This is a genomic window from Novosphingobium sp. HR1a (assembly GCF_015594425.1).
Lineage (GTDB): Bacteria > Pseudomonadota > Alphaproteobacteria > Sphingomonadales > Sphingomonadaceae > Novosphingobium > Novosphingobium resinovorum_A.
Window position 1 is genome coordinate 1 of sequence record NZ_JABXWS010000141.1, and the last position, 1,280, is coordinate 1,280.

Annotated in this window: 1 protein-coding gene; it reads right to left on the minus strand. The window is 66.4% G+C overall.

Going from position 1 to position 1,280, the window contains the following annotated elements; translation table 11 throughout:
- Nucleotides 1-32: 32 nt before the first annotated feature.
- On the minus strand, nt 33-1,259 hold the full coding sequence (locus tag HWN72_RS30660; protein WP_211152320.1) for an NAD(P)/FAD-dependent oxidoreductase: 1,227 nt from the start codon (nt 1,257-1,259) through the stop codon (nt 33-35).
- Nucleotides 1,260-1,280: the final 21 nt, after the last annotated feature.

Genomic DNA, 1,280 nt, shown 5'->3' on the forward strand with positions numbered 1-1,280 from the left:
GGTCCCGGATCGGGTCCGGGACGACGTCATCCTCACACCAGTTCCTTGAGCGGCACGCCCGCGTCGGCGAGGCGCCCAATATCGGGCGTCGCGCCTGCCTCAACCAGCTTGCGGCCCTGCACGTAGTCCTTGACCATGTTCACGCAGTCCAGCGCCACGACCTTGCCCTGCTTGAGGTAAACCACCGAGAAGCTGCGCCCCTCGACGTCGCCGCGCGTCACCGTCTGGTCGAAGCCCATGTTGATCCCCGCCGTCTGCAGCTTGAGATCATACTGGTTCGACCAGAACCAAGGGAACGCCTTGTAAGGCTTTTCGTCCCCGCAGATCGCCTTGGCCACGCACGTCGCCATGTCGTTGGCGTTCTGCACCGATTCCACGCGCATCACCGTGCCGCCTGCATAATCGCAGGCGAAGGCCGCGCAGTCGCCGATCGCGTAGATGTCCGGCAGCGAGGTGCGGCAGAACTCGTCCACGTCCACGCCGTTCGCGCCCGAGGCGCCCGCCAGGATCAGCGGGCCGACGGCGGGCACGATGCCGATGCCGACGATCACCGCCTCGGCCGGGATGACCTCGCCATCGACCAGCTTCACGCCCGTTACCCGGTGACCGTCGCCCTCAAGGCATTCCACCGCCACGCCGGTGCGCAGATCGACTCCGTGATCGCGGTGTTCCTTCTGGTAGAATTCGGACAGTTCCTCACCCGCGACGCGCGCCAGCACGCGCGGCAGGGCTTCGAGCAGGACCACGCTCAGCCCCATCTTCGACAGCACCGCCGCTGCCTCCAGCCCGATGTAACCGCCACCGATGACGACAATGTTGCGCGTTCCCGCATCGACCTCGGCCATCAGCGTGTCGCAGTCCTCGCGGGTGCGCACGGCGTGGACGCCAGCCAGCTCGGCGCCGCCGCACGACAGGCGCCGCGGATCGCCGCCGGTCGCCCAGACCAGCTTGCCGTAACCGAAGGTCGTGCCGTTCGAGAGCGTCAGTTCCTTCGCCTCGGCGTCCACCTTGGTGACTTCGGTGGAGAGCCTGAAGGTCACCTCCTTCTCGGCCCAGAACGTCGGCGGGCGGATGTAGAGACGGTCGAAGGTCTTCTCGCGCGCGAAGTATTCCTTCGAAAGCGGCGGCCGCTCGTAAGGATGCTCCGGCTCGCGGCCGATGACGGTGATGGTTCCGGTGAACCCGTTCTGGCGCAGGGCGAGCGCGCACTGCGCTCCCCCATGTCCCGCTCCTACGATGACGACGTCTGATTTTTCCATGATGCCTTGCCGATCAGTCCT

Coding starts and splice junctions, on each gene's coding strand:
- HWN72_RS30660 (WP_211152320.1), bottom strand. CDS start 1,259: ATGGAAAAATCAGACGTCGTCATCGTAGGAGCGGGACATGGGGGAGCG.